The organism is Saprospira grandis DSM 2844 (genome assembly GCF_000275825.1).
GTDB lineage: Bacteria > Bacteroidota > Bacteroidia > Chitinophagales > Saprospiraceae > Saprospira > Saprospira grandis_A.
The window spans coordinates 2,137,994-2,164,694 of sequence record NZ_JH719942.1 but is presented as its reverse complement, the minus strand read 5'-3'; the positions used below and the strand labels follow the sequence as shown (position 1 = coordinate 2,164,694).

23 protein-coding genes are annotated in these 26,701 nt (G+C 45.6%); 6 read left to right on the top strand and 17 right to left on the bottom strand.

All coding sequences use genetic code 11. The features are described 5' to 3' along the window. Window positions 1-344: 344 nt before the first annotated feature. Complete coding sequence (locus tag SAPGRDRAFT_RS09925; RefSeq protein WP_002659148.1) at window positions 345-983, top strand: DUF4291 domain-containing protein; 639 nt, start codon at window positions 345-347, stop codon at window positions 981-983. On the opposite strand, the gene uvrB is transcribed toward SAPGRDRAFT_RS09925, so the two are convergent. Continuing rightward, window positions 980-3,010, bottom strand: a complete 2,031-nt coding sequence (uvrB, locus tag SAPGRDRAFT_RS09920) for an excinuclease ABC subunit UvrB (protein ID WP_002659146.1) — start codon at window positions 3,008-3,010, stop codon at window positions 980-982. The two genes, SAPGRDRAFT_RS09925 and uvrB, sit on opposite strands and share 4 nt — an antisense overlap. Window positions 3,011-3,100: 90 nt before the next feature. On the opposite strand from uvrB, the gene SAPGRDRAFT_RS09915 reads away from it, so the two are divergent. Further along, a complete protein-coding gene (locus tag SAPGRDRAFT_RS09915) occupies window positions 3,101-3,475 on the top strand; it encodes a hypothetical protein (protein WP_002659144.1) in 375 nt (124 codons plus the stop codon). A 219-nt stretch (window positions 3,476-3,694) separates the two neighbouring features. Here SAPGRDRAFT_RS09915 and SAPGRDRAFT_RS09910 read toward each other — a convergent pair whose 3' ends face one another. From SAPGRDRAFT_RS09910 to deoC, 4 genes are all read right to left on the bottom strand, one after another. Beyond that, on the bottom strand, window positions 3,695-5,230 hold the full coding sequence (locus SAPGRDRAFT_RS09910; RefSeq protein WP_002659143.1) for a leucine-rich repeat domain-containing protein: 1,536 nt from the start codon (window positions 5,228-5,230) through the stop codon (window positions 3,695-3,697). A gap of 180 nt (window positions 5,231-5,410) precedes the next feature. Continuing rightward, a complete protein-coding gene (locus SAPGRDRAFT_RS09905) occupies window positions 5,411-6,943 on the bottom strand; it encodes a leucine-rich repeat domain-containing protein (protein WP_002659141.1) in 1,533 nt (510 codons plus the stop codon). Window positions 6,944-7,425: 482 nt separating this feature from the next. Next, entirely contained in the window at window positions 7,426-7,815 is a 390-nt protein-coding gene (locus tag SAPGRDRAFT_RS09900) for a hypothetical protein (RefSeq protein ID WP_002659139.1), read from the bottom strand. 4 nt (window positions 7,816-7,819) lie between these two features. Further along, entirely contained in the window at window positions 7,820-8,482 is a 663-nt protein-coding gene (gene deoC, locus SAPGRDRAFT_RS09895; protein WP_002659136.1) for a deoxyribose-phosphate aldolase, read from the bottom strand. Window positions 8,483-8,817: 335 nt separating this feature from the next. Between deoC and SAPGRDRAFT_RS09890 the strand changes: the two genes are divergently transcribed. Then, window positions 8,818-9,429: a hypothetical protein gene (locus tag SAPGRDRAFT_RS09890; protein ID WP_002659135.1), complete on the top strand. Its 612-nt coding sequence runs from the start codon at window positions 8,818-8,820 to the stop codon at window positions 9,427-9,429. Between the two features lie 12 nt (window positions 9,430-9,441). Further along, on the top strand, window positions 9,442-10,926 hold the full coding sequence (locus SAPGRDRAFT_RS09885) for an FAD-binding protein (RefSeq protein ID WP_002659133.1): 1,485 nt from the start codon (window positions 9,442-9,444) through the stop codon (window positions 10,924-10,926). Window positions 10,927-11,187: 261 nt separating this feature from the next. Here the strand turns inward: SAPGRDRAFT_RS09885 and SAPGRDRAFT_RS09880 are convergent, their stop codons facing one another. The 6 genes from SAPGRDRAFT_RS09880 to SAPGRDRAFT_RS09855 form a co-directional block, all read right to left on the bottom strand. Next, entirely contained in the window at window positions 11,188-11,892 is a 705-nt protein-coding gene (locus SAPGRDRAFT_RS09880) for a hypothetical protein (protein ID WP_002659132.1), read from the bottom strand. Window positions 11,893-12,301: 409 nt separating this feature from the next. Next, window positions 12,302-14,803, bottom strand: coding sequence for an OmpA family protein (locus SAPGRDRAFT_RS09875; protein WP_002659130.1), 2,502 nt, complete (start codon window positions 14,801-14,803; stop codon window positions 12,302-12,304). 188 nt (window positions 14,804-14,991) lie between these two features. Further along, window positions 14,992-16,173, bottom strand: a complete 1,182-nt coding sequence (locus SAPGRDRAFT_RS09870) for a hypothetical protein (protein WP_002659129.1) — start codon at window positions 16,171-16,173, stop codon at window positions 14,992-14,994. A gap of 17 nt (window positions 16,174-16,190) precedes the next feature. Then, window positions 16,191-17,033: a mechanosensitive ion channel family protein gene (locus SAPGRDRAFT_RS09865; RefSeq protein ID WP_002659127.1), complete on the bottom strand. Its 843-nt coding sequence runs from the start codon at window positions 17,031-17,033 to the stop codon at window positions 16,191-16,193. A 77-nt stretch (window positions 17,034-17,110) separates the two neighbouring features. Then, window positions 17,111-17,302: a hypothetical protein gene (locus SAPGRDRAFT_RS09860; protein ID WP_002659125.1), complete on the bottom strand. Its 192-nt coding sequence runs from the start codon at window positions 17,300-17,302 to the stop codon at window positions 17,111-17,113. Window positions 17,303-17,307: 5 nt separating this feature from the next. Further along, window positions 17,308-17,886 (bottom strand): RNA polymerase sigma factor, encoded by a 579-nt coding sequence (locus tag SAPGRDRAFT_RS09855; protein ID WP_002659123.1) that lies wholly within the window; start codon window positions 17,884-17,886, stop codon window positions 17,308-17,310. Between the two features lie 387 nt (window positions 17,887-18,273). On the opposite strand from SAPGRDRAFT_RS09855, the gene nadA reads away from it, so the two are divergent. Together nadA and SAPGRDRAFT_RS09840 are read left to right on the top strand one after the other, a co-directional pair. Next, window positions 18,274-19,281: a quinolinate synthase NadA gene (gene nadA, locus SAPGRDRAFT_RS09845; protein WP_002659122.1), complete on the top strand. Its 1,008-nt coding sequence runs from the start codon at window positions 18,274-18,276 to the stop codon at window positions 19,279-19,281. Window positions 19,282-19,305: 24 nt separating this feature from the next. Further along, a complete protein-coding gene (locus SAPGRDRAFT_RS09840; protein WP_002659120.1) occupies window positions 19,306-19,542 on the top strand; it encodes a hypothetical protein in 237 nt (78 codons plus the stop codon). Between the two features lie 196 nt (window positions 19,543-19,738). Here the strand turns inward: SAPGRDRAFT_RS09840 and ytxJ are convergent, their stop codons facing one another. The 6 genes from ytxJ to lptC form a co-directional block, all read right to left on the bottom strand. Next, the gene (gene ytxJ / locus SAPGRDRAFT_RS09835) at window positions 19,739-20,131 is read right to left on the bottom strand and encodes a bacillithiol system redox-active protein YtxJ (protein ID WP_002659118.1); all 393 of its coding nucleotides are present in this window, start codon (window positions 20,129-20,131) and stop codon (window positions 19,739-19,741) included. A gap of 5 nt (window positions 20,132-20,136) precedes the next feature. Continuing rightward, on the bottom strand, window positions 20,137-21,969 hold the full coding sequence (locus tag SAPGRDRAFT_RS09830; RefSeq protein WP_002659116.1) for a UbiD family decarboxylase: 1,833 nt from the start codon (window positions 21,967-21,969) through the stop codon (window positions 20,137-20,139). A 513-nt stretch (window positions 21,970-22,482) separates the two neighbouring features. Further along, complete coding sequence (locus SAPGRDRAFT_RS09825) at window positions 22,483-23,607, bottom strand: T9SS type A sorting domain-containing protein (RefSeq protein WP_002659114.1); 1,125 nt, start codon at window positions 23,605-23,607, stop codon at window positions 22,483-22,485. 190 nt (window positions 23,608-23,797) lie between these two features. Beyond that, window positions 23,798-24,610, bottom strand: a complete 813-nt coding sequence (locus SAPGRDRAFT_RS09820) for a hypothetical protein (protein ID WP_002659112.1) — start codon at window positions 24,608-24,610, stop codon at window positions 23,798-23,800. Between the two features lie 84 nt (window positions 24,611-24,694). Beyond that, window positions 24,695-25,966, bottom strand: a complete 1,272-nt coding sequence (locus SAPGRDRAFT_RS09815; protein WP_002659109.1) for a hemolysin family protein — start codon at window positions 25,964-25,966, stop codon at window positions 24,695-24,697. A gap of 23 nt (window positions 25,967-25,989) precedes the next feature. Next, a complete protein-coding gene (gene lptC / locus SAPGRDRAFT_RS09810; RefSeq protein WP_002659108.1) occupies window positions 25,990-26,544 on the bottom strand; it encodes an LPS export ABC transporter periplasmic protein LptC in 555 nt (184 codons plus the stop codon). Window positions 26,545-26,701: the final 157 nt, after the last annotated feature.

Below are 26,701 nucleotides of genomic sequence, written 5' to 3'. Positions count from 1 at the left end.
AAACTATGCTCCCAAAAAAAGGTTGAGCCTTTTTTCATTTTTTTTCTTTCCAGATTGGTCTTTCTGCATCTAGAAGGCGCGAAGCGCCTGGCCACAACAAGGCTGAAAGCCGCAGTTCGACGACCAAAGGGAGTAACCGATGTGCAGCAGAGGCGCGAAGCGCCTGGCCTAGCGATGCGACAGGGTGGCGCGAAGCGCCAGACCGAGCCAGCAAAGCTGGCGAAGGGCCGAGCAGACCTGCGAGCCCTAAAGCGTAGCGCCGCAGCTCTGCTGCGGAGGCCCCAAAAACAACTACTTCCCAATGGGAACTATAGGCCGCCGAGCAAGCTTTAGCAAAGAAAAAAATGAAAACAGTAAATTATCAGGATTATCTGGCGGGGATTCCGCCAAAGGGGCAGCATATTTTGGCCCAAGAAAGAGGCGATGAAATTTTGGTGTATCAGGCATTTCGGCCAGAAATTGCCCAGTATGCTTTGGCGCATCAGCAGTTTGGGGGAGCGCATTACAGCTTTTCGAGAATGACTTGGATCAAGCCCAACTTTTTGTGGATGATGTTTCGGGCCGGTTGGGCCAGCAAAGCGGGTCAAGAATATATTTTGGGCATTTGGATCAAAAAATTGGCTTTTGAAGAGATTTTAGCCCAATCGGCTTATAGCTCCTTTAAGGCCGAAATTTATGCCGATCGAGAAAGCTGGCGCAAAGATTTGGAGCAGAAAAAAGCTCGTTTGCAATGGGATCCCGACCATAATATTTATGGAAAAAAAGAAGAGCGGCGAGCCATTCAATTGGGGATTAAAGGCGAGCTATTGCAACAATTCAATCAAGAAATGATTGTAGAAATTCTGGATTTACGGCCCTTTGTTTTGGCCCAAAAAGCAAAAATTGATGCGGGGCAGCTCAGCGAATTGCTCCTGCCCGAAGAAAAGGTATTTAGGCCCAAAAATGAGGAATTAGCTGCCTTTTTGGGCCTAGATGAGGATTAAGCGCCAAAGCGTTCCTTCAATAAAGCTTGCAATTCAAAAAGTTGGTCGCGATATTGAGCGGCGGACAAAAAGTCGGTGGCCTTGGCCGCCTCTTTCATTTTGCGGCGGGCCTCTTCGATCGCTCTTTCCAGTTGTTCCTTAGACATCGTTTTGAGGATCGGATCTTCAGCCACCATGTTTTGCTGCTCATTTTGCTCATATTCCTTGCCTTGCAGGCGGCCATCGAGGACCGAGCTTTGGCGGCGAATTTCATCCTTAGATTTAAGGACCGTAGTTGGTGTGATGCCGTGTTTTTCGTTATAAGCCATCTGAATGCTGCGACGGCGATTGGTTTCATCTATCGTTCTTTGCATAGAAGGCGTCATCTTATCGGCATAAAAAATTACGCGGCCATTGGCATTACGGGCGGCCCGTCCTGCGGTCTGCGTGAGCGAGCGTTCGTTGCGTAAAAAGCCTTCTTTATCGGCATCGAGAATAGCGACCAGGGCCACCTCGGGCAAATCCAATCCTTCTCTCAAGAGGTTAATACCGATTAAGACATCAAACTCACCTAAGCGGAGATCTCTCAAGATTTCCACTCTTTCCAAAGTATCTACATCCGAGTGAATATAGCGGCAGCGGATATTATATTTGGTCAAGTATTTTGCGAGTTCTTCCGACATCCGTTTGGTAATGGTCGTAACCAACACCCGTTGATCTTTGCGGGTTGCGCTGCGGATTTCGTCCATAAGGTCATCCACTTGGTTGATGCTGGGCCGCAACTCGATGGGCGGATCGAGTAAGCCCGTGGGGCGAACGATTTGCTCCACCACTTCGCCCTCTGTTTTTTCCAATTCGTAAGCGGCAGGCGTAGCGCTCACAAAAACCACCTGTCGCATCAGGCTTTCAAACTCCATAAAGTTGAGTGGGCGGTTATCTAGGGCCGAGGGCAGGCGGAAACCGTGTTCGATCAGAGACATTTTTCGGGCTCTATCGCCGCTATACATGGCCCTAAATTGCGGCATCGTCACATGGCTCTCATCCACAATCATGAGAAAATCCTCTGGAAAATAATCGAGTAAGCAGAAAGGGCGGGCACCAGCTTGGCGACCATCAAAGTAGCGGGAATAATTTTCTACGCCAGAGCAATAGCCCAATTGGCGCATCATTTCTAGGTCCATATTGACTCTTTCCCGCAGGCGTTTGGCCTCTATATGCTTGCCTTCATCCTCCATATATTCATAATGTTCACGGAGTTCATCCTCAATTTGTCGGATGATTTGCTGCATACGATCTTTGGGAGCCACATAAAGGTTGGCGGGAAAGATAGCGACCACGCTAAGGTCCTCCAATTTTTTGCCTGTCTCGGTATCTATGCGTTCAATCTCATCGATTTCATCGCCAAAAAAGCTAAGACGGAGGCCATAATCGGTATAAGGGAGGTTAATATCTAGGGTATCGCCTCGCACCCGAAACTCTCCCCGCCCAAAGCTATTTTCACTACGAGCATAAAGGCTATCTACCAGTTGGTAGAGCAGGCTATTTCGGCTAATATTTTGGCCAACCTCTAGGCGCATCACGCCTTTTTTATAGTCTTCGGGATTTCCCATACCATAAATACAAGAAACCGAGGCCACCACCACAATATCTCTACGGCCCGATAGTAGTTGGGAAGTAGCTCTTAGGCGAAGTTTGTCCACCTCATCATTAATGGCCAAATCTTTCTCAATATAGGTGTCGGTAGAAGGCACATAGGCCTCTGGCTGATAGTAATCGTAGTAAGAAACAAAGTACTCTACCGCATTATTTGGAAAAAACTGCTTAAACTCGCCATACAGTTGGGCCGTCAGGGTCTTATTATGCGTTAAGATCAGGGTAGGCCTTTGCAACTCCTGAATCATATTGGCCATAGTAAAGGTCTTTCCAGAACCCGTTACCCCAAGCAAACACTGGTAGCGCTCGCCTCTGAGGGCGGCTTCTACCAATTCTGCAATAGCCTTGGGTTGGTCGCCAGCTGGCGAAAATGGAGCGTGGATCTCAAACTGCATAACTTTGGGCATTAATGAGGGGCAAAAATACGACTTTTGCCTTAGGCGCAATCAATATTCATCCTATCTTTTATTTTAAAAACAAATCTTATGCGTATCAGTTTGTTCATGGGCCTCTTGCTGCTCCTTTTTTCCAGCTCGGCCTCGGCCCAAAAGATCAAGTTTTCTGTTGACCATCCCATTGTTCAGCGGGTGGTTAAGGCCGCTCTCAAAGAATATATTCCGAAGGTGCGGAAGAAAAACGAGAAGATCAAAGACATTCAGTTTAAGTCGACAAAAGCCGGAGAAGACTATAATAAAATCAAGGGCACCGTTTTATTTGACCAGCCGGGCAAGGCTTTGGGCAATGGCAATTATCGCTTTAAAATGAAGATCGGCAACAATTTGCTCAAGCCCGAAATCAAGAGCCTAAAGCTACAGGTAGCCCGCATTTGGTTTATTCGATTCTACAAAAGAGTGATTTAATTTTTTTGGGGGCTGCCCCGGCCTTTGGCCGGGTCGGGCTGTGTCGGGGCTCGCAGGTCTGCTCGGCCCTGCGCTTTTTCGCTTTGCTCAAAAGCTGGGTCTGCGGCTGCGCCGCCCCCCTATCCATCCCTCAGCCAAGGCGGCTGCGCCGCCTTTCTGGACCACAACAGCCCCAACTAGCCTGCTAGTTGGGGCTGTTGTTTTCAGGCCAATGGGCGGTTATTCCCAAATAATATCACATTTATCATGATGAAGCCCTACTTCTTTGATTTGCTCATAAGACAGCTTTGTTCCAGAAACATCTAAATACAATAGGGTGGCCTTAGAAGCCCAAACCTTAGGCAGATTATCATAAGGCATATTGGCCACTTCTAGCGATTCTAGCTTAGGAAGCTGCACAATAAAGGCTGGAAACTCATAGACTACATCATCATCCAAAAGGTCATCCATACCTATACAAGAAGATATGTTAAGGCTAATGAGGGGGAGTTTTTCCATCCCTTTAGGAAAAATCAGCTTCTCATTATTAGAGAGGTCCAATTCTTCTAGCTCTTGGAGTGTTACCAAAGAAGGATGAATTTTATCAATCATATTTCCATCCAAGTAAATGCTTTTCAACTTTGTGGCGCCTGTAAAATCTGGCGTACCAAAAAGTAAGCAATCACTCATATAGAGCTCTTCTAGGGCAGGCATATATTGGCCCTTAAAGAAACTGGGGCCAGTAAGATTTTCACTAAGGTAAAGGAGCTTTAGCTTTTTCATGGGCGCCTCCAAATTATTATCAACAAGCAGATTGTTATCTATATGTAGTTCTGTCAAGTTGGGAATTTGGGCAAAAAAGGCAGGAATTTCCATCAAGGTATTATTGCTCAGCAATAGCTCTTCTAATTGTTGAAGTTGCGTTAAGCTTTCGGGCAGCTCGGCAATTTCATTTCCAATAAGGCTCAATTCTTTAAGTTGGCTATAGGCAATAATTTGGCTGGGGACCTCCTCCATGCCACAGTTATCCAAGCTCAGGTAATTGAGTTGGGCCAATTGATTGGGCAGATTTTGAATTTTTGTGCGATCCAAAAACAAATCCTTCAAACCTTCGGCCTGAATATCTAGAGTATGCAGGGGATTCTTGCTTAAATCTAGGTTTTGCAAATTGGCCCCAAAAGAAAGCTTAATTTCTTCAATTTTATTTTCGCCTAGGTCCAGATAATTTAAGGCAGGAAGTTGGCCCAAAACCTTGGGGCATTCCTTAAGATTAAGGCGAAGCAACTCTAATGTTTTGAGTTTTTTCAGGCTAGCAAGGACGCTCCAATCGGCGCCGGTTATTGCTGTATTTCTAGATAAATTGAGTTCTTCTAGACTTTGGATAGCGGCAATTTGCTTTAGGGCCTCTGGACCAAGTTCATTACTGGCCAAATAAAGCGTTTTCAGCCTACTCAATTGGCTAAGACTAGAAGGAAGCGTCTGTATGGCATTATCGTCTAGGTCCAAATACTCCAAATTGGGGAAAGCCCCCCAAATGTCGCCCATTTCGCTCAGTTCAATCCCATTCACGCTCAATTCCTTGAGGTTAGTAAAGGCCATTAGGCTTTCGGGAAGGCGGCTAAAGCTCTCTTCTGAAAGATCAAGGATATAGACTTCTTTTGGATTAGCGGCTAGGGCTTCTTCTAAAGAGTAGTACTCTCCATCTTCTTGGGCCAAGATGGGAAAACTGGCCAAAAGCAAAAACAAGAAGGGTAAATAAAGGGAATTCGTTTTCATGTTTATAGATTTTAAATGTTACTAATGAGCTAATTTACTGATAATTGTGCCAACTGTTTCCAAGTTGTTAAAATAGTATACTTTTAGCGCAAAGCGCCTCTTTTTTGGGCCTTAAATAAAGTATAACAGCCCCAACTAGCGAGGCAGTTGGGGCTGTTATTTTAAACTAATTAGCGTTTATTATCTAACAATTGTGCATTCCTCTAGATCAACTCCAATCTCTTTGATCTCTTTATAAGGCAGCTTTGTTCCAGAAACATCCAAATAGTCTAGGATCGCTTTAGAGGCCCAATTATCAGGTAATTCAGCATAAGGAACATTGGCTATTTCTAGGAATTCTAGATTCCGTAATTTGGCGATAAAGGCCGGAAAATCGTAGATCTTACCATCGTCCCCAAAATAATTTGTACAAGAAGAAATATTAAGGCTAGTGAGGGGGAGCTTCTCCATCCCTGCTGGAAAAATTAACTCCTCATTACCAGAGAGATCCAATACTTCTAGTAATGGGAGCTCTGCCAAAGAAGGATGAACATTACTTACACTATGGTCATCCATATAAATAATTTTCAACTGATTTGCCCCAGTAAAATCTGGCGTATTATAACAGCTACCACGACTCATATAAAGCTCTTCTAAGGCTGGCATATACTTCCCCTTAAAGAAAGTTTCCTTCATTGTCACTATATTGTGGTTAATACTAAGTACCTTCAGCTTTCTCATTGGCTCCTTTAAACTATTAACCCTCAAAAGATTACTATCTAAATTCAACTCTTTTAAGTTAGGGAGTTCGGAAAAAAAGGCAGGAAGTTCTTCTATTTCATTACGACTTAGGTCTAGTTTTTCTAGATGCTTAAGTTGAGTTAAATTTGCAGATACTTCACGCATAGTAGTACCACGAAAAACTAATTCTTTAAGTTGGCTATAAGCCATAATTTCAGAAGGTATATTGGAGTGTATAGAGCCCTGCAAGTTGAGGTAAGTCAGTTGATCCAATCGCTTAGGAAATCTGCGAATTGGAGATGCGATCAATAAACTCTTTAAACCTTTAGCCTCAATATCCAGAGATGTTAAACGACTCTCACTTAGGTCTAAGTATTCTAAGTTTGGGCCAAAAGAGACGCTAATTTCTTCAATAGTATGCGTGTGTAGGTCTAGATAGGTCAAGGCAGGCAGTTGAGCAAAGACTTTAGGAAATTCTTTAAGCCAGCAGCCGTCCAGCTCTAATTTTTTGAGTTTTTTCAGGCTAGCGAAGGCATCCCAATTGGCCGAACGAAATGTTGTATCATTAGATAAGCTAAGTTCTTCTAGGTTCTTAAGGGCTGCAATTTGCTTGAGGGAAGCTGAACCAATTCTGCTATGAGACAAAGAAAGCGTTTTCAGTTTGCTCAACTGGCTAAAGCTGGGGGGGAGTTCTTCAATACGATTATCGCTTAGGTCCAAATACTCCAAATTGGGAAAAGCGCCCCAGATATCGCTCAACTTGCTCAGTTTACTATTGTTTATCATCAATTCCTTGAGATTAGTAAAGGCCTCTAGGCCTTTGGGAAGGCCGCTGCTAAAGTTCTCTTGTGAAAGGTAGAGGCCATAGACCTCTTTGGGGTCAGCGGCTAGGGCTTCTTCTAAAGAGTAGTACTCTCCATCTTCCTGGGCCAAGATGGGTAAGCTGGCCAAGAGCAAGAATACAAAGGCCAAGAAATAAGAATTCGTTTTCATGTTTATAGATTTATGAATGCAGAATGAATTGGCCAACAACAGGCCCTAAACGACAGGCCTATGTTTCGTTGTTTTTTAATTCATTCAATGTATACACTAGAGTAGGTGACTAATTTTCTGACCCATGCAGCCAGCTGTACTGAACTTGTCTAGGCTGATGCTTGGCGCTAGTTAGGCGGCGAAGCCGCCTCGGCTGAGGGATGGATAGCAGTGGCCGAAGGCCAGACCCAGGCGGCGAAGCCGCCGCAGGGCCGAGCAGACCTGCGAGCTGCGGCACAGCCCGACCCGAGCAAAGCGAGGGGCAGCCCCAAAATAACAGCAGTAACAAATAGTACAGATTAGATAAATAAAACAATTAGTTGCCACAGATACAAACCAAGTATAAACATAAAAAAGGGTGTTGTCAAGTTTTGGCTAAAAAAAAGACAAAAAAAAGGCCACTCGTCCAGAGGAGAGTGGCTGAAGGCTTTAGGTTTGCGGGTTTAGAACTCGCTAGCCTTTGCCTGATTATTTTTATAGACGAAAGCGCCTGGAAAATCTTCTTTAACTTTTTGGAGCTGCATATAGGCCTCTAATTTAGTGTAGTAGGCGCCCCAATTTAGTCGGTAATAAGGTTGTTTGTAGGTCCAGTTGGCTTTTTTTTCTTCTTTTCGGTTAAATCGCGTTTGCTTTTCTAGCAGGTTATATTTATCGCGGCTCACCATAAGTTGGATGCCCCAGGCCTTAATTTCTCGATTTTCTTCAAAGTTGAGTTCTTTTCTAAGGTCGAGTAATCTTCGGATATTGGGCTCCTCATTTTTTTCTATGGCTTGCTGAGCGCTGAGCGAATTTAGGAAAAAAAGGCTAAAAAAGAGCAAAAAAAAGGGACGCATAAGCTTATTTTTTGGCGGCTTGAGTTAATTCGAGGCCAGAAGAGGTCCCCAATCGGCTAGCGCCGGCCTGAATAAGTTGTTGGGCTTGTTCTGGGGTTTTGATTCCGCCAGAGGCCTTAATTTTCACTTCAGATCCTTTGAGAAAGCCTTTGAGTTGGCGGACCACCTCAGGGCTAGCTCCGCCTTGAAAACCGGTAGAAGTTTTGACATAGTCTACGCCAATTTCCATACAAATATCGCAGAGGCGTTGCATTTGGATATTATCGAGCAGGCTAGTTTCTAGGATAACCTTGAGGGTGCTTCCGTGTAGGTGCACCGCTCGGGTAACCGAGTCGATATCATTTTGCACATAGCTCCACTCGCCATCCATAACGGCGGCAAGATTAACGACCATATCGACCTCATCGGCGCCTTCGGCGGTAGCTCTTTTGGCCTCTTCTACTTTTGCAGAAATGGTTGAGTAGCCCATAGGGAAGCCTATGACGGTAACAATTTTGGGGCGTTGCTCAAAATTGGCTAAAAAGTACTTGGCCGTATTAACGTGAAAAGGCGGGATACAAACCCCTGCAAATTTATGATCGATAGCCTCTTGACAAAGTTGTTCGATGTCAGAAGAGCTAGCATTTGCTTTTAAAAAAGTATGTTCTATAGCGTCAGCTAAATTCATAGCCTATATAGTTAGGTGTTGAATGACAAAATTTGTCCTTTAGGGGGCTAAATTACGGATTAAATTATAAAGTTGCGGTCTTGGCTTCTCTATTTTTTTTCTTAGCGCTGAGTTTTCAGCTACTTCAAGATTATTTTGGACTAAAAGTAAGGAGAAACGGCTAAGGTAGTCAGTTTGCAAAACTATAACTTCAAACAAAACTTGAGGAAAGTTTTAGATTATTTTCCACAACTATATATTTTGCTATATTTGCAGTTGGCCAGCAAATAAGCATAAACCGACGGCATAATCATTAACTACGACCTATCTTAGCTAATTCAGAACCACGGTTTACTATGTTTTTCCATCCCCCTTACTTAAGTTATCGCATTAAGCAATTTAATGCTATAGCAGAGCCTGAGTTGTCTAGAGACTACCATCAGAAGCATTTGGAGGTCTTAGCGGCTTTTGGTGTTGGCCCCTTGGGTTCTACTTTATCCCCTTGGTATAATCAGCCTGCTGTCACTGTTTTTGCTGTTTATGATGAATTTGATGAAATACTCGCAGGAATTCGTTTAGAGCGTTTGGAGCAACAACCTTATGAGTTGCCACTCAGCCATGCTATTTGTGTAGACAGCCCCGACTTACTTCCTAAAATTTGTCGTCATAAAGGCCAACTTGCTGAAATCTGTGGAGCTTGGGTGGCTCCTAGGGCAAGAAAATGTGGACTATTACAACATTTGATTGGTCTTTGTATAGATCTGGGAAAAAAAATGCAGCTAGACTATTTGCTAGCGATGCCTCCTGAGCATACAAAGGCTATATTTACAGAATATAGCTTTAGCCCTGTCCCTAATGCCTTTGGCCGAAGCGAGTATTGTTATCCAGATGATCGCTACACGTCTACTTTAATGGAGTTAGGTTTATCTCTTCAACTTGCTCAAGCCAGTCCGGCTACTTGCAACTAACTTCAACTAAACATGTACTCTATTTCTACTCTAGAAGAATACTTTTTAGGTATTCTTCCAGCCATGGCTATATCTATGGCTCCTAAGGCAGCCAAAGAAAACCTCACCGAATACCCGGCCCCAAATATTCTTGCCGAGCTACGCCCAACTAGCCAAGAAGAATTGGCGGCTATTTTAGCCTTAGCAAAGAAAGAAGGGCTTAAACTATACCCTATTAGCTCTGGCTTTAACTGGGGGCTAGGGTCAAAGCTCCCCGTAGAGGGGCCCGCCGTTTTGATCAACCTTAATCAATGGAAGTCTATAGAGGTATCTGAGGAACTAGAGTATGCTATCATTGGTGCTGGAGTGACTCAAAAAGACCTACATGACTACCTAGAAAGACACCAGCTTGCACTAAAATTTCCACTCACTGGGTCTTCTCAATCAACAAGTATTCTGGGCAATATTCTAGATCGTGGCGCTTCTGCCTTTTTTCATAGACGACAACGCCTTTTGGGCCTAGAAATCTTGCTCCCTTCAGGCAAATGGCTACAGACAGGCCTCTGGCATTTTCACAAAACATCTAGCTCTCCCCCACCTATTTATTATTCTGCCGGCCTAGGCCCCGATCTCAACGGACTGTTCACGCAATCTAATCTAGGAATCACAACTAGAGCCATTATCCAATTACAACCGCAAAGCAGCGGAATTCTTTTTTTTGCCGACTTCCAAGAGGAGCAGCTAACTCCTATTATCCAAAAGCTCAGAAAACTCCGACAAGGTAATATGCTCAATGAGGGAATTTTACTCACCAATAAAAATGACCCTCGAACCACTGAAGGCAATCCCTTTGACTACAATGGACAATGGACCCTTATAGGGTCTTTTTCGGGCAGTACTAGCCTGCTTCAGTTTTTACAAACAGAGCTATCCCTACAACTCGCCCAATATTGTCAAAAAATTGAGTTTGTTTCTAGCAGCAGCACAACAAGCTGTAGCCACCCCTACCAAGAAGTACTAAGAGACCTCTATAATGGCTGCCCTTCAGATTATAGTATCCAAACTATGGCCAAACTCCAACAAACTTCTGTGCAATCAGCTCATGAAGTAGATACTAATAAAAATTTTCCAGGTATGGCCGTAGCCCTTCTTGCAGTTCCTTTTCACGGCCCGTCTTGTCTAGAACTTATGGAGCTTATTTATAAGATTAGCCTCGATATGAAAGTCCGCCCTTTCTATAATCTTGCTAGCCTAGATGATACTACCTTCGAAGGCTTTTTCCGCGTATATTTTGACCGGAATGACCCCGAAGCAAGCAAAAATGCAAAGAAATGGAGCCAAAGGGTCCTCCAAGAAGCAGCCGAAAAACTAGCCATTTTTCCCTATCGCCTCTCTACTGAACAAATGGCCCTTTTTTGCCAAAATGAAGAGGACGCGTTCTGGCAAACCATCAAAGAAATTAAAAATAGCCTAGACCCACACAGTTTAATCGCCCCCAAACGATACAACTTAGTCTAACAAAAAAAAGATGGGAGCAGCACAACAGCTACTCCCATCAACCAATTCCAAAACTCAAAAACCAACTATAAGAACTTGTTTCTTCTATTATTCGCCAGCTCTTTTCTAGACCTTTAGGGAGGACCTTTCAGAAAACAGCCTTGTACAAGGCCTTAGGGAGGGCCGGTTCTTTCCTACTGCATTATTTCAGCAGCTCAGTAGTATACTCGTTCTTCAAGTATATTTTAAAACTCAACAAATGAGCTTTTTATAAGGTATATGCTATTTTTTCTTTTGTAGCTGTATCGCTTTTTGCAACAACTTGATCTCCTCTTCTTGCCCCTCTATGTTGCTCTTTTGCTCCAATAAAACCTCCTCCTCTTTTCCCTTTTCTTCCTCTACTTCTCCTATTTTTGCCTCTATTTTCGCTATCTCCTCTTGGTATTTTTCAATCTTCTTGGCCAATTTAGCTATGGCCTTTTCCTGCTTTTTTGCCTCTTTTTCCTGTAGCTTCAAAACCGCTTTCTCTTCCTTTTCCCTCGCTTTCAAGATATCTAAAAAGATAAGGCTCGCAAATTCTTGCATGTACCCCCTAGCCAAATTGGCCCGATCCGGATACTCCTTGCCCGATAAATATACCGCCCCCAAATTGCACCAAAGCACAAATTCTAAACTGTCTTCCCCCACGATCACGGTCCGAACATACAAATCAACGGTATTGGTGCTCATGTCCTTAATCCGAGCATCATCCGTAAACATCCGATCCTCGCCCTTCTCGTATTTGGCCTTTTTCTTAAACTTTTTCTTGCTGTATTTGGCCCAAGCCTTTTTCACCAACTTGCTATCCCCCGTCGGCAAACTCATCACAAAAGCAGACTGACTGCCCTCCGAAAGCGTCCGAAATTCTTCCGCAATCTCTGCTTCTAACTGCCCAAATGTAGCCGCAGCCCAAAGCATACAGATAAATAATAGGTATAGGGATCTCATGGTTAATAAGTTATTTTTCACTATAAGTTAAGCGCTTAACTACTAACTTAATGCTGTGCAAATGTATAAAATTTCTATATATCTAAAGACTCAATTATGTTAAAATTAAGCCTTAACAGATTTATAAGTTTTTATTTTAAGGCCGGACAAAAGTCTAAATTAAGTTAAGCCTTTAAAATTAAGTCGATTTTAAGTTCTTTTTCTCTTTTTTGGGGCTGCCCCTCCCTTCGGTCGGGTCGCTCCCCTCTGCAGCTCGCAGGTCTGCTCGGCCCTGCGGCAGCAAAGCTGCCTGGGTCGGCCACTGCGCGGCCCTGCGGCGGGCAGCTCAGCCGGCTGCCGGGCCTTCGGCCCGGCCAAAACCGGCCCTAGGGCCGGTAGTGGGCGCCCTGCGGGCGCCAAAGCTGGACCACTAATAGAGCCGTAGCTCTACCCGGCGGTCTTCCAAGGCATTCCCCTCCGATTTCCGCTCGCCAAAGGCCGCTACCGTTATCCGATCGGCCCCTAGCTGGGCCCGCTCCAATAAGTAGCGCTTTACCGCCTCGGCTCTAGCCCCAGATAAGGCCTCGTTTTTTTGGCTGTTGCCCGTTTTACTGGCATAACCAGCAATGTCCAACTTTAAGTTGGGCTGCTGCTGCATAATACTGCCAATAAGGTCCAAACTCCGCTGCGCCTGAATACTAAGCTCGGCAGAAGCATTGGCAAAGTAAACTCGGCTGTTGTATTGCCCCGCATTGGCCCTCGGCTGCTCTTTTAGCTGCCGATTGAGCTCGCCTAGCATACCTACAGATTGCTTGATGTCTTGCAGTTCTTGCTTCAATCTTCGATTTTCTGCCCGCAATGCCGCTAGTTCTGCCTCATTTTGCTGTTGAGGCAAAGCCGCCAATTCTGCTTCTTTTTGCTCCAAAGCCGCTTTTAAATCAGCTAACTCCTTGGTTTTCAAAGCAAGTTCCATTAGGGCCGCAGAATCGGCTAATTGGCGGTAAACGGTATCAACAACTACTAGACGCTGTTCTTCGGCTTGGGTCACAGAATCTCGACGCATTTTTTTCAAATCTAAGCGCAATTGGGCCAATTTTTCTTGCAGCTCTTGCTTGTTGTCATAATAAATGATGCTGGTATCTCGCTGGTCTCTGGCCCGCTGTAGCTCTTGCTCTAAGGCCAAGCGGTTGGCCTCGGCAGCGGCCAAAAGACTGTCATTGGCCCCCTCATTGATGGCCCTCATAGCCAAACCCAAATTGGCCAAACTCACTTGTAGGTCCAACAACTGCTGACTGCTGTCCCGCAATTGCATATCTATGAGCTCCAACTGCTTGTTGAGCCCCAAAAGCTCGGCCTGTGCCGTACTGTCAAAACGAGGCACTTCCTGCTCTATGATAATAATAGAATCCCGCTCAATGATTTCGGTCTCTGTTTTGGTCAAATAAACAGTGTCTATTTGGACCAAGGTATCTCGAATCACTTCTACTTTCTGCTCTTGCTGATAAACGGTATCTACTCGACTTTGGCCCGCTTCTACTACAGTATCTATTTGGACCAATTGCTGCTCCTGGTATACGGTATCTACTTGATAGATGGTATCTCGCTTGATGAGTGTAGGCAAACTGTCTATGGTCCTAATTTCTATATTTTGCCCCCCTTTTTGCTGCCGCAACCATGTCCAACGGATTTCATTTAGGGCCTGCTCATGCTCGAGCTTTTCTCGCAATAGGGCCTGTTCTCGCAGCAGCTCATTTCTAAGCTTTTCTATATTTTGGGTCGCTTGTTCTTGGGCCAATAAAAGTTCTTGTTGCTGTTGTTCTGCCTCCAAAAGCGCCAAGCGATTGGCCAAATGATTAGTTGCGAGAGTAGCGGCATAGCTCTCTGCTTGCGGTGTTTCTCCTACTTTTTCTATCTCCGTTTTTTGGGTGCTCGCTTGGCTACTATCTGCGGCTTGGGCGGCTTCTCTAGTTTGGAGCAAGCTCAGTTCATTGGTAAAAATGATGGGGGCATCAAATTCGCTGCTGCTCCAGCCAAAGCTGTAATAGAGCCCCAAAGAGTTGTAGCTAAAGGCATCAAAATTACGGTTATCGCTTCCTCTTTTTTGGCCCTGTTGGTTATTGGGGTTGGCGGCATAGGCTTGAGCTGTACTATTATAATTATCGGGATAATCGCCACTGACATCATCCAAATAATCGCTAAAGGTATAGAATAACTGCGTTTGTAGTTGTAGATTGAGGCGTTGGGCCAGGCGAAACTTGAGCCCAAGGCCCAAACTGGCCTGCCAGGTCCAGGGCGAATAATTTTGGCCCTCTGTTTCTAGTGCTTGCAGATCGGTTTCAAAGATGCCATCCTGCTCCATTTCAAAGGCGAGATGAGCATTAGGGTCATTTTCGGCTAAATTATAAATTTGGCCATCGGACCAATAATGGTAGCGCTGTCCATTGGCCAGATACAAATCGGCTTTGCTGCTAAAGTGGCTAAAGCCTAGGCCCAAAGAGAAAAAGGGCGTACAAAACGCATTAGGGCCAAAAATGCGGCCATTATCGGTATAATAAACAAAATCGGCTTGGCCGCTATAGAGCTGCATTTCGGCATTGAGGGCGCGGTCAAAATAAGGGTCATCGCTTTGCAGCTCGCCAGCTTGGTTTTGGTAGCGGTCATTGGCCCTCATGAGGTGGCTACTGCCCGATAGGCGGAGGGTCCAGGCGGCAGACAGTCGTTTTTCTAGGGAAATTTGATAACTTAAATAGCGGGCCATCTCCTCGGCATTGCCATAAGCGGATTGGGAGGTCCAGAGGCGCTCGTTGAGGTCGCCATAATATTGGCTAAAGCCCGTAGAGGCGCCAATTTTCCAGTGAAAATCGGTTTGTTGGGCCTGTAAAAAGAGCGAAGAGAATAAAAAAGCCGTAAGCAAAGGGAAATATCTAGACATAGGAAGAAGCGTTTAATTGAGGGAAGAAGTTTTGCGGTGGGCAGGCGGCGGAGCCGCCGCAGGCCTAGCTGCCTGTAGGGGTGGCGCAAAGCGCCAGACCCAGCCGCCGAAGGCGGCGCAGGGCCGAGCAGACCTGCGAGCCCTGAAAGGGAGCGGCGGGCGCAGCCCGCAGGCCCCAAAAAAAATACTTAACGCTCTAACTTTGCCGTCAGGTTAATTTGGACACTAATGCCAAAATTTGGACGCACATACACGCGGCTACCTAGGCCCGAAATCTGGCCTGCCGTATTGGCCTCCTCCAAGAAAGTGGCGCCTGCATTGAGGTAAATAAACTGATACAATTTGTGGCTGAGGCCTAGATATACTGGGCGTTTGAAGATAGGGCCGCTGAGGTCGTTGCCATTTTGGCCTAGGTCCTTAAAGTTATTGACATAGGCGCCCACCGTGATGGCCGTATTGCTGAGAATTCGGGGGGCAAAAGCGCGCTTGCCCAGAGGAAAAGCCAGGCCAATAAAGGCTGCATTGCCGATGGAGAGATTAGAAAAATCGCCATCGACATAAGTGCCCCCATAGCCGAGTTGGATAGACAGCTGGCGGTCGGTTTTCTCTGTTTCATAGTCGTTGATATAGCGACTATCGCTCAATTTGGCCAAATTGGTCTGTAGAATTTGGTCCAATTCGCCGTGAATGAGAGTTTTGAGATCGGCGATGAGTTTTTTGCGGTATTCGATGCGGGCCTCATCCTTAGTTTTGCCCAAAAAGAGGAACTTGCCCTTAGACAGCTTGGCTTTTTCGATTCGGCGGAGCGTTTGTTTGATAATATCAGAAAAGCCATCAAACTGAATATTGGTAGCGCTGCGGTAGTGTTTTAGGCCGGTTTTGACAATCTTATTCAGGTCTGTTATCACCTGATGATTGCTTCTATTGAGCTGAATACTGCTCTTGCTCAGGCCCAAAGTTTGCTCCAAATAGGCATCTAGATGTTGGTAGAGTTGGCTTTGCAGCGCCATTTGTTCTTGGGCTGTGATGGGCCGAAAAAAGCTAATTTTAAAATCGTATTCGGTACTTCCCCGCAGCTTATAATTGATCGGGAGATTAAACTCTGTGGTGAGTTTATCAAAGGGGCGTTTCCAGGCGGCCACATAAAGCGGCAGGCGTTTTTCGCTACCCTTATCATTATAAACGGCAATTTCTACATAATTGACCTCCTGCGGGGCCTTTCCCTGTAGCAAAATATGGGTTTCGGCGGGCAGCGGTTGATTATTATTAAAGGCCGCCTTTTCATAGTCAAAACTAACGGCTTTATGCTGCCCCAAAAGGGAGTTTGCAGCAAAAAAAGAAAGGAACAGGAGGGGGTATAAGTACTTCATAGTTTTCGTTATTTGGGCTAGTCGCTACTAGCTTGTTTATATATTTTTACTTCTTCTTGAATAAATTTTTGGCTGGGGATCACCACTTTTTCCTTTTCGGTTTGTAGGGTAATAGCAATGCTGCTAATGTCGATAATTTGGCCGCGAATGCCTTTAATCTCAACCTCCTGCCCTACTTCAAACAGCCGCTTGCCATAAAAGCCCGCCAAAATATTGGCCAAAATATCTCTGGAGGCAAAACCGTAGGCGATGGCCGCAGAACCCATAATGGCACCCAAAATGATAAAGAGATTAGAACTGATGATAGAGGTATCAATCCCGGCTTGTTGGAGGGCCGTCAGACTAATAATGATAAAAATCATGTAATACACGATCTGGCTAATGATCTTGCCCGCTCCAATGCCCAAAGAGGCCGTAGCCCCCTTAATAATATCCCGAACCAAGCCGGCCGCAAAGCCTCCAATCACAAAGAGGACAATGGCCGAAAAGAGGGTGGGCAAATAGCTAATTAGCTTAGAAATTTCTTTGGAAATGACGGTCCAGCCCAAAATATCTGAGGCCGTGGTGATGACCAACAACATGACCAGCCAATAGGCCATTTTGCCCATCAGCTCGCTTGGCGTTTTCTTAATATTGGCCTTCTCTAAAAAAGACGAAAGCTGAATCCGCTCCGCCAATTGGTCAAAACGAGCCTTTTTGAGCAATTTACTCAGCCCTTTATTGATCAACTTGGCCATAAAGAGCCCCGCAAAAAAAACAAATAGCGCCCCAAATAAAGCAGGCAAAGCCGACATAATGGCCGAGGTGGTGGCTTGTAATGAAGCAAAAAACAACTCGGTCCACTTACTAATATCTCCCATGATTAACAAAAATTTAAGGCTATTGTTCAACAGTAGCCCAACCTACTAATAGAGGCCAAAGCCTGGCCTTGGTCACATTATTTTTTCTTTTTTTCTAGCTTTTCACTGCAGTCTCCCAAGAGCTGAAAATTGGCCTTGAAAAAAGTTGGCCCAAATAAATCGAGAAACTCCCCCACCAACTTTAGGGTCTCGAGCTCCGAAATGACTACCTTTTTGAGCTTTTCTGGCGGCTGCTTATCCAAATGCATATTTTTAAACAAATCTTTCATCTTCCCTATTTTTTGGCTGGAGAAATACAGGAGGCCAACCACTCTCGGCCCCTTTTCAATCGCATCTTAATGGCACTTTCGCCCATTTCTAGGGCCTCCGCCATCTGCTTAATGCTCATCTCTGCATAATATCGCATAGACAACACTACGCTATAATCCTTTTTGATATTGGCCAAACAACGCTGCAGTTCTTTCACATTGGCCTCCAATAATTCTTGCTGCTCGGCCTCAATATCATCCTCGCTCATTATATCAAATTCCTCAGGCACCTCCTCTTCTTTCCTCCGCTTGTTCTTCCGAAAATGCTGCATACAATGGTTGTAGGAAATCGTATTGACCCACAAAGAAAAATTGGCCCGCCCCTCAAATTGCGACAATTTGGTAAAAATCTTTAGCATAATATCATGCGTCAAATCTTCCGCCAAAGCCTCTCGCTTGACCAAAGAAACCGCCTTGCGATACACCAAAGGCGCATAACGGTCATATAAAACCCCAAATAAATCACTCTGCCCCTCTTGCACAATCAACTGTACCAGTTCCTCATCGGTCAATGCCGATTGTTCGGCCCTCGTTTTTGCTTGCATACTCTAAAAATTTCACTTTACCCAATTGCAGTAAAATTGACGCTCATTTCAATTTTCAAGATACAACTTTTTCAGAATTATTAAATTCTTTCCTCTTTTCTTAACCCCCTTAGCCCTTACTTAGTTTAGAACTAAAGCAAAGCTTAGTTTAATTCTAAAAATAAGCTTATATTTGTTTGCTCTTTGGGGCCTCCGCTGCGGCTTCGCCTTGCGGCGCTACGCTACAGGGCTCGCTATTCGCTCGGCCCTTCGCCGCTTTCAGCGGCTCGGTCTGGCCCTGCGGGCCACCCTTCCGCATCGCTAGGCCTGCGGGCCTTCGGCCCTGTAGATCGCCTTTTTTTTGTCCTGAATTCAGGCTTCCACTTTTCAATATAATTGACACTGATTATGAGCCAACTCTTGCAAAATGCCCAAGAAAACCTCAACGCTAACGGTTTTCTAGATCTAGAAGTAGATCCCACTTTGGACCTCGTCCAAGAAATCGAAAAACTCAAAAAGGAGAAGAACGCCATTATTTTGGCCCACTATTACCAAGAAAGCGAAATCCAAGATATTGCCGATTATATTGGCGATAGCCTCGGCCTGGCCCAACAAGCCGCCAATACCGATGCCGATATTATCGTTTTTGCGGGGGTCCACTTTATGGCCGAAACCGCCAAAATGCTCAACCCTAGCAAGAAGGTGCTTTTGCCCGACCTCAAGGCAGGTTGCTCTCTAGCCGATTCTTGCCCCGCTCCCATTTTTGCTAAGTTTAAGGAAAAACATCCCGATCATGTGGTCGTGAGCTATATTAACTGTACCGCAGACCTCAAAACCCTAACCGATGTTTGCTGTACTTCTACCAATGCTAAAGCCATTATTGATAGCATTCCCGAAGATAAACCCATCATCTTTGCTCCCGATAAAAATCTTGGTGCTTACCTCAATAAGGTAACGGGCCGCGATATGATTCTCTGGAACGGCTCCTGCATGGTCCATGAAATTTTCTCGCAAGAAAAGATCGTTAAGCTCAAAGAACGCCATCCCGATGCCCTACTTATTGCCCATCCCGAATGTGAGGCCCACCTCCTCGATATGGCCGATCATGTAGGCTCTACCAGCTCTTTGCTCCGCTTTACGGCCGAGTCTACAGCTAAGGAGTTTATCGTCGCTACCGAAGTGGGCATTATCCACCAAATGGAAAAAGCCAATCCCGAAAAGACCTTTATTCCCGCTCCGCCCAATAATACTTGCGCCTGCAACGAATGCCCCCATATGAAGCGCAATACCATGGAGAAACTTTATCTCTGCATGAAGCACGAGCTACCCGAAATCCATCTGCAAGAAAAACAGATCGTAGAAGGCAGAAAATGTATCGATCGTATGCTAGAGGTTTCGGCTAAAGCTGGCTTTTAAGTAACAAACTAAATCAAGATAAACATGACTAACATTAGCCTGCAAGCAGCTTTAGCCGCTCTAGAGCAAGAGCAAAGCCTAAAAGGCTATCAGTTAGCCGAGCTAGAGCCTAAAGTAGAAGCCCTAATTGCTATGCAATTGAATAAATTGGGGCTGCTCATTCAAGAGCAACAAATTTACTATGAAGAGGAGGATATTCAAGATGATGCAGAAATAGATGACTATGACTGGAAAATCATTCCTCCCCGTCCACTCGACTAAAGCAAAAGGCCAAACCCTTCTGGGTTTGGCCTTTTTTATGGTCCAGAGGCGGGCGAAGCCCGCCCGGCTGAGGGATGGATAGGGTGGCCCGCAGGGCCAGACCGAGCAAAAATGCGCAGCATTTTTTGCGAAGGGCCGAGCGAGCAGCGAGCCCGGCACAGCCCGACCCGGCCAAAGGCCGGGGCAGCCCCAAAACCTAAAGTACTGCCTGCAATTCCTCCCAGTGAATATCAGAATGAGAGCAATCCATCAGGGCCTGCCCATTTTGGACCACAATCAATTGAGGAGATTGGTGCATCACGCCCAATTCTTCGGCAATGGCGTTAGAGATTTCTCGGTAGGCGATGAGGTCCAAAAAGTACATCTTGGGCCCCTGCCCTTCTGCATAGTCCCAGCTTCGCTCTAAGCGTCTTTTGGCCATCGAGCTGATGGAACAGCGGGTACTATGCTTAAACAAAACGATCTTTTCATTTTCCGATTGGGCCAAAGCGGCCTCCAAATCGTTTAGGCTGCGCAAAGGCTGCCAAGGCAAGGCCAGTTGTTGCTTCTGCCCCTCCTGCTTTCCAAATAACTGATCAAAAAATCCCATAGCTTTTATTTTATATGAGCGAGAACGCCCCCTTTTGCAAATAATTGATCCACCTTTTTACTAACGGCTGGATCCATTTCTAGTACTGGCGCATGATGCGGCTTGATGCGGGCATCCAAAATCAAAGGTCCCTTACAGCCCCAATGCTTAAACTCCACAAAACTATTGACCCCATAAATATCATGCGAGGGGTTGGTCCGAGTAAAGGCCGCCCACAAAAAGTTATTGAGCGTTTGGGCCATAAAGGCCGAATCATCGGCCAAAATGATTAGCGGAAACTGCTCTAAATCTTGGCCCGACAGTTCTGTCGTCAATTGATCGAGCTCTGCTTTGGCGCTTTTTTGATCCTTAAAAGCGGCAGCTTGGATGGCCAGCACGCCCGGTAAAACAAGCTGAGGCGACTTAAAGTTTTGCGGCAAACGAAGATGTCTAGGTAATTCGCGCCCAAGCTCCCGCAATTTTGGTCCACAACAAGCCATGACGACTTTTGAGCCTTGGTTCCAGCCAGAACCCGAATAATCTAGGGTATCAATGGTGGTTTTGGTCTGAAAATGCAGATCCCGCTCCCAATTGATTCGTTCTAGTAGGTGCTGGAAAAAATCGGGCATATCGTGGGTATCTAAGGGCTGTGGACGATCGCCATCGGCGGCAATGAGGAGAAATTTGGCCAAGGAGGTTTGTCCACTACCCAAAATTCGGTTCGCTATGGTCAAGATTTCCTCTGGCTGCCGCTCTCTAAAGGGCATATAGCGCTCGCTGCCCACCGCCAACAAAAGCGGATGCACACCCGCCGCATCTACGGCATGAATGTCTTTGAGGCCCGGAAACTCTTGGGGCGTCAGCTCCTTGACCAGCTCATGAATCAGATAACCAAAACTAGAATCCTCTGCTGGTGGGCGACCCACTGCCGTAAAATGCCAAACGGCATCTTTCCGATGATACACCTTGTCCACCTTCATATAGGGAAAATCATGTTTTAGACTATAATAGCCCAGATGGTCGCCAAAAGGCCCTTCGGGCTTCTTTTTGCCTTTGACCACCTCTCCCGTAATGCAAAAATCAGCATCGGCAGAAAGCAAATAATCATCCTCCCAAAAGTAGCGAAAGGCCCGACCGTTCAGCAGGCCCGCAAAGGTCATTTCTGACAAGCCCTCGGGCAAAGGCATAATGGCCGAAAAAGCATGAGAGGGCGGTCCCCCCACAAAAATACTGACCTTAAAAGGGTCATCTGTTTGGTTGTATTGGCTATGATGCACCCCAATTCCCCGATGAATTTGGTAGTGCAGACCAATTTCCTCATCCATTTTATAGTCATTGCCCGACAGCTGAATGCGGTACATCCCCAAATTAGAGTGCATCACATTGCGGTCTTTGGGCGGCATACTCAACACCTGAGGCAGGGTAATAAAGGCCCCGCCATCCATGGGCCAAGCCTGAATTTGTGGCAGCTCCGAGATTTTACACGCTCCATATTTTATGGGCTTGCTCCAAGCTTTTCGAGGCAGGCCCGTCAGGGCGGTAAAGGGCGTACCAAGATAACGGCCAGGCTTTTTCATGAGCTGCATGGGGTCAATTTTCAGCTCAATGACCTTTTGCACCTTGGCCAAAGTATGGCGAAACAAAAAACGGGTTCGCTCAATAGTGCCGTATAAATTAGAGACTGCTGGAAATTTACTGCCCTTCACATTTTCAAAAAGGATAGCGGGTCCTTGGGCATCAAATACACGCCAATGGATTTCTGCCATTTCCAAATAAGGGTCTACCTCCTGCTTTATCCGAACCAACTGCCCTGTTTGTTCTAAATCCAAGAGGGCCTGTTTCATGCTTTTATATGCCATATTTCGTCTTGCTTTTTGGTTTTAACAAGCGGGGCAAAAATAGGTTGATTTTTTTCTTTTTCTGGAGCTCTCTTTATTTTTTTTGGGGCCTGCCGCCTATGGCGGCCGGGCCCTTGCAGGGCTCGCAGGTCTGCTCGGCCCTGCGGGCTCATTTCATTTCGCCCTTGGTCTGGCCTTCGGCCACCCTTTCAGGCCCCTAGGCCGATTGGCCTTCGGCCAATAATAAAAGATTGCGAAGCAATACCGTTTTTTAAAAGGGCCGAAGGCCCGCGGCTGAGGGGCTGTAGCAGGGCCGCCGAAGGCGGCAGACCAAAGCGGCGCAGCCGCTGCAGGGCCGAGCAGACCTGCGAGCTGCGCAATGGCCCGACCCGGCCGATAATTCATGAGGGTTTTAACCCTCATTTTGTATCGCTTCGCAAAGCGATACCGCTTTGCGCTGGGTTTCAACCTAGCGGAAGGGGCAGCCCCAAAAAAAAATCCCAAACTGCAAGCAGAGGGACTTAAGAAATAGGGTTAGAGGACTTCTATTTTTCGGTAATACATCAGGCCAGCCGCCTTAATTTGTAGAATATAACTACCTGCTGGGCAGGATTTTGGGATTTGGATGCTTTTCTTGTCTTTTTCTATGAGCAGAATTTGGCCCAGAGAATTATACAACTTTAGCTCCTGGATGGGGAGTTGGCTAAACAGCTGTAGTTCTTGGCCGGCAGCTAAAGGATTGGGCCCTAAACTAAAGTCTGCGCTTTTATTTGGGCCATTTAGGGCCTTAATATTAGAGTAATAGCTGCCGCCATTTTCTCGCTTCAAATTTAGGCGATAATAAGTATAGCTGGGCAGCGGCTGATCCTGCAAAAACTGATATTTGAGTTGCTGTCCGTCAAAATATTGAAGAGGGACAAAAGTGCTTCCATCTACAGATTGCTCTAGGCAGATGCTTTCTAGTTCTTCATTTTCCATCTCGATATCCCAGCTCAGCAAATGATTTTGATCTTGATAATCAGCCTCAAAGGCCAGACTTTTGAGATCTAGAGCCGTACAAAGGACCGTATCTTGGGCAATGACCACATTATCCATAGACATATATTCGCTGCTAGCCCAATTTTGGAAACTGACTCTAAGTTGAATGGAAGAAGCCGTAAAGCAAGCCGCCTGATAGCTATAGCTGCCAAACTCTCCGATCAGCAGGAAATCGCCGCCTGCGGCCACATTATTGCAAGTCCCGCCATTGGGGCTCGTCAAGCTCACAAAAGCGCCACCATCGAGGCTTACTTCTAGGCGGATCCAATCTACGCAACTCACGCCACAGCCGGGATCACAGCCTTCCAAACTGCCCGTTTCTGTAAAATCCATAGAAAAGCTAAAGGGGCCGGGATAGCTAGAGAGATCGATCAGTTCGGAGGTCCATGTAGCGGGACCGTTGGGGTCTCGGCATTCTAGCAGGCCACTTTGGACCGCCAAATAATCACTGGCATTGGCGCAAGTTGGGCAGCTTGTCTGCCAATCCGAGGCCGTATTGCTAACATTGGCATTATCGCCCACCGTTGTTCCATCGATATAGGCATCAAAGTTCTCTTGCCAGACAATCTGGGCTGAGGCAAAAAAAGGAAAGAGGAAAAAGACAGGGATTAGTTGTTTCATAAAAGGTGTGTTTTGACTTTGTTCTACCCCAAAAGTAAATATTTATAACAGCATATTTACAAAGCTATTCAAAACTCATATTATTTTAACACATATATAGAACAACCTACACAATAGACGTATTAGTAAAAAAATGGCCCATACCAACTAAGGTACAGGCCATTTAAAACATCAATCAAAAGTTAAGTCTTTACGGCAGAAGAAAATTAAAGCTAATGCCATTAAAGCTAAACGTAACAGCGGCATCACAATCGCCATTACCAAAGTTAATCACTCTGGGGTCGCCATTATTGGGCGTCAATTCAATTTCTCCGGCGGTAATCCACTTACAATTGAGGCGGCGGATTAGCGGTTCGATAATTTCTGAGGTATAAGCAGAGCCATTTCGGTTTATGCCAGAAGAGTTGCCTGTAATGCTATAGGCATCATCGCGGATACCGGCTAGGCCATCGCTAAAGAAGGTAGTGTTTTCGCCTTCGGTCCATTCGTAGCTGGTGGTTCCTTCCCAAGAAATGCTATTGCCATCGGGGTCAATAATTTGGCCATTATCCACCTCTACAGCATAAGACATATTGCCTGCGGTATTGCGGCCATTGTTGGTCACCGTTACATTAGCGGCAATGGCGTAATCATTTACGCTATAATTCTGAAGCTCGATAGTAACGGTAGTTCCCGCATCTCTCCAGCGGCCAGTAAATACGGCCTGAATGCTTCCAGAACGCAGGCGGCCATCGCTGCCCAAGCAAGCCGAACCATAATCAATAGTAACGGTATTGGGGAAGTTGCCCAAGGTATCGGAGAGCGTTACATTAGCGCAGCTCTTGAGGTTGCCATCAGATTGGGCGGTTTCATCTACCTGTTTGTAAACATCTTGAAAGAGCTCTGAAGAAACGGCATTATCCTGCGTAAAGGTCCAGTCGGCATTATCTCTTTTGAAACAAGAGCTCAGGAGCAAAGAGGCGCCAAAAACGAGCAGTGCAGCGCTCAGCAAATTGATTTTCATAGTCCTATTTTTTAAAATAAAGGGGGAGTTATTTTCCACTTTATAGACTATTAATTCGCCGCAATGGTTTGAATACCCTTTACCTTAATCCTCGTTTTCCAGTTCGTAGAGTCGAATCAGGCGGACCAATTCTATGCGGGTGTCGCTTACCTGCTCAAAGATGAACTCATAATTTTGGAGGTGAAAACTTTCGCCCTGCTGGGGAATGGCCTCCATTTGCGTGACCAAAAAGCCCGAAAGAGTATGGTAGTCCTCGCTTTCTGGCAGATTGAGTTCATACTCTTCATTGATCATGTCAATATCTAATCGGCCCGCCAACAAATACTCCGAATCTGAAACCTGCTGATGCTCGGGTTCTGGGTCATACTCATCAGAGATGTCACCAAAGATTTCTTCCAGTATATCTTCTAAGGTCACAATGCCCGAGGTTCCGCCAAACTCATCGACCACCCAAGCAATATTCACCTTATTTTTGATCAGAGAGTTCATCAGGTCCCGAACGGGCATAAACTCGGTCACAATTGGAATATCAAAGAGCATATTTTGGATGCTATCCGGTTTTTCTAATAACTTTTGATGATGCACATAGCCCTTGATTTCATCAATATTATCCTCATAGACAATGATTCTAGAGTTGCGGCAGCTAATAAACTTCTCTCGCAAATCTTCTATAGAACTATTGATTTCAATACTTTGAATTTCATTACGGGGAATCATACAATCCCGCACTTTTACATTATTGATGTAGAGCGCATTTTGGAAAAGCGTCTGGTCAATACCTTCCAAATTAGAGGGTTTGATGCTCTTCATAAAATGCTCTAGGTCTAGCTTGGTAAATACCTGCTCTTCATCTTCTGGCTGAATGCCCAAAAAGATGCGCAAAAGCGCATAAGAAGTTTGGACCATCACCCAAACTACAGGCGTGAGCACCCATTTAATCATAGAAAATGGCAGGGCAAAAAAGAAGAGGCTGGCCGTAGCCGTAGCCCGAAAAATAACCTTGGGCATCAGCTCTCCAAATACCAAAACAACTAGGGTACTCAAAAGGGTGACCAAAAGAAGCTGAGCCGTGGTATCCGGAAAACTAGCGGCCAAATTCATATAGCCCTCTGTCAAGATAAACTCCTCGGCCAAAATAGAAAAGACAATGAGCACAATGTTATTCCCTACCAAGGTGGTGCCCAAAAACTCGGAAGGCTCATCAATCAATTGGGCCAATATCTTTCCTCGGCGGCTGCCCTTTTTCTTTTCTAGCTCAATCCGTAAACGGTTGGCCGACACATAAGCAATTTCAATTCCAGAGAAAAAGCCTGAAGCAAAAAGAAAGGCTAAGATGATTAAAAGCTGTGTATACATAATATATATAATCTGGCCAAGGCCTAAAATTCGGGGTTTTTTAACAAACTACTGCTCTCAAAGATACCGCTAAGCGAATCAATTTCCCAGTTCTTAAACTCAATATCTGAACGAAAACCATAGCCTTGCATGACTTCGGTAGGGGTAGTTACTTTAACAAATTTGTCAGAATAGATCTCATTTTTGCGCTCATCCCAAAAAAGCTCCTCGGTTTCTAGTTGCTCGCCTTGGCTATTATGAATCACTACGCTATCCTGTAGCACAATAAAACGCTTTTTCTCCGAGTATTCTGCATAAAGAGCTGTTAAGTGGCTGCTAATCTGCTTGTCACGCCCATAAAACTCTACATCTACCCCCTCCGGAAAGATGCGTTTGGGCTCTTTTTCATCTCGGTCTTCTTGCATCAAAGGCGCTTGCAGACGCATCCGAACCACTGCCGAATCACTATACAACATCTCTACTTCGGTGGCTTCTTCTACGCTCGAATTGGCCATGCCCTCAAAGCGCTTTATGTCTTGCATGCTGTTTTCGCAGGCGCAAAATAAAAGCAAAAGGCCCAAGAATAATGGGTATTTCATCTTCTCTTTTTCTCAAAAATACAGAACTCTATTCATCTTTTTTTTAGAATGCTCATTTTAATGTTTTTTTGGGGCCTGCCGCCTTCGGCGGCCGCTACGCTTTGGGGCTCGCAGGTCTGCTCGGCCCTTCACAGGCTTCGCCTGTTTGGTCTGGCCC

What these genes read in the sequence shown, in the direction of transcription:
- SAPGRDRAFT_RS09925 (WP_002659148.1), top strand. Translation starts at nt 345, where the DNA reads ATGAAAACAGTAAATTATCAGGATTATCTGGCGGGGATTCCGCCAAAG.
- uvrB (WP_002659146.1), bottom strand. Translation starts at nt 3,010, where the DNA reads ATGCAGTTTGAGATCCACGCTCCATTTTCGCCAGCTGGCGACCAACCC.
- SAPGRDRAFT_RS09915 (WP_002659144.1), top strand. Translation starts at nt 3,101, where the DNA reads ATGCGTATCAGTTTGTTCATGGGCCTCTTGCTGCTCCTTTTTTCCAGC.
- SAPGRDRAFT_RS09910 (WP_002659143.1), bottom strand. Translation starts at nt 5,230, where the DNA reads ATGAAAACGAATTCCCTTTATTTACCCTTCTTGTTTTTGCTTTTGGCC.
- SAPGRDRAFT_RS09905 (WP_002659141.1), bottom strand. Translation starts at nt 6,943, where the DNA reads ATGAAAACGAATTCTTATTTCTTGGCCTTTGTATTCTTGCTCTTGGCC.
- SAPGRDRAFT_RS09900 (WP_002659139.1), bottom strand. Translation starts at nt 7,815, where the DNA reads ATGCGTCCCTTTTTTTTGCTCTTTTTTAGCCTTTTTTTCCTAAATTCG.
- deoC (WP_002659136.1), bottom strand. Translation starts at nt 8,482, where the DNA reads ATGAATTTAGCTGACGCTATAGAACATACTTTTTTAAAAGCAAATGCT.
- SAPGRDRAFT_RS09890 (WP_002659135.1), top strand. Translation starts at nt 8,818, where the DNA reads ATGTTTTTCCATCCCCCTTACTTAAGTTATCGCATTAAGCAATTTAAT.
- SAPGRDRAFT_RS09885 (WP_002659133.1), top strand. Translation starts at nt 9,442, where the DNA reads ATGTACTCTATTTCTACTCTAGAAGAATACTTTTTAGGTATTCTTCCA.
- SAPGRDRAFT_RS09880 (WP_002659132.1), bottom strand. Translation starts at nt 11,892, where the DNA reads ATGAGATCCCTATACCTATTATTTATCTGTATGCTTTGGGCTGCGGCT.
- SAPGRDRAFT_RS09875 (WP_002659130.1), bottom strand. Translation starts at nt 14,803, where the DNA reads ATGTCTAGATATTTCCCTTTGCTTACGGCTTTTTTATTCTCTTCGCTC.
- SAPGRDRAFT_RS09870 (WP_002659129.1), bottom strand. Translation starts at nt 16,173, where the DNA reads ATGAAGTACTTATACCCCCTCCTGTTCCTTTCTTTTTTTGCTGCAAAC.
- SAPGRDRAFT_RS09865 (WP_002659127.1), bottom strand. Translation starts at nt 17,033, where the DNA reads ATGGGAGATATTAGTAAGTGGACCGAGTTGTTTTTTGCTTCATTACAA.
- SAPGRDRAFT_RS09860 (WP_002659125.1), bottom strand. Translation starts at nt 17,302, where the DNA reads ATGAAAGATTTGTTTAAAAATATGCATTTGGATAAGCAGCCGCCAGAA.
- SAPGRDRAFT_RS09855 (WP_002659123.1), bottom strand. Translation starts at nt 17,886, where the DNA reads ATGCAAGCAAAAACGAGGGCCGAACAATCGGCATTGACCGATGAGGAA.
- nadA (WP_002659122.1), top strand. Translation starts at nt 18,274, where the DNA reads ATGAGCCAACTCTTGCAAAATGCCCAAGAAAACCTCAACGCTAACGGT.
- SAPGRDRAFT_RS09840 (WP_002659120.1), top strand. Translation starts at nt 19,306, where the DNA reads ATGACTAACATTAGCCTGCAAGCAGCTTTAGCCGCTCTAGAGCAAGAG.
- ytxJ (WP_002659118.1), bottom strand. Translation starts at nt 20,131, where the DNA reads ATGGGATTTTTTGATCAGTTATTTGGAAAGCAGGAGGGGCAGAAGCAA.
- SAPGRDRAFT_RS09830 (WP_002659116.1), bottom strand. Translation starts at nt 21,969, where the DNA reads ATGGCATATAAAAGCATGAAACAGGCCCTCTTGGATTTAGAACAAACA.
- SAPGRDRAFT_RS09825 (WP_002659114.1), bottom strand. Translation starts at nt 23,607, where the DNA reads ATGAAACAACTAATCCCTGTCTTTTTCCTCTTTCCTTTTTTTGCCTCA.
- SAPGRDRAFT_RS09820 (WP_002659112.1), bottom strand. Translation starts at nt 24,610, where the DNA reads ATGAAAATCAATTTGCTGAGCGCTGCACTGCTCGTTTTTGGCGCCTCT.
- SAPGRDRAFT_RS09815 (WP_002659109.1), bottom strand. Translation starts at nt 25,966, where the DNA reads ATGTATACACAGCTTTTAATCATCTTAGCCTTTCTTTTTGCTTCAGGC.
- lptC (WP_002659108.1), bottom strand. Translation starts at nt 26,544, where the DNA reads ATGAAATACCCATTATTCTTGGGCCTTTTGCTTTTATTTTGCGCCTGC.